The 352-nt window shown below is 43.2% G+C and carries 1 pseudogene; it reads left to right on the plus strand.

Annotated elements, in window-relative coordinates:
• Nucleotides 1-296: pseudogene (locus tag CWB77_RS18110) on the plus strand (monooxygenase); the annotation flags it as partial.
• Between the last annotated feature and the right edge of the window lie 56 nt (nucleotides 297-352).

Genomic DNA, 352 nt, shown 5'->3' on the forward strand with positions numbered 1-352 from the left:
TGAAAACGATATTATTCGCTTTGCGCTAATTAAAGAGCTTGCTCAACAAAGGAATTAGACAGTCATGTCTGATACATGAGAATCAGCAAATACATCAAAGTGAGTCTGATGTATTTATTAATATAAAAACTGGCGAACCTATTATTGCTAAGTTGCTGGGGGCGGCGGATGGGGCAAATTCAGCGAGTCGTAAACAGTTTAATATGGCGCTGCGCTTTAAAGATTACGATCACCATGCGTTAGTAGCGACAGTTAAAACCGAAGAGGCACATGCAAAGTCCGCACGCCAAGGAATTTGACCAACGGGGCCCCGAGCCTTTTTACCACTCAGCGTTGCTCATTCTCTGTCAAT

It is taken from the genome of Pseudoalteromonas sp. S1610 (assembly GCF_005887465.1).
Lineage (GTDB): Bacteria > Pseudomonadota > Gammaproteobacteria > Enterobacterales > Alteromonadaceae > Pseudoalteromonas > Pseudoalteromonas undina.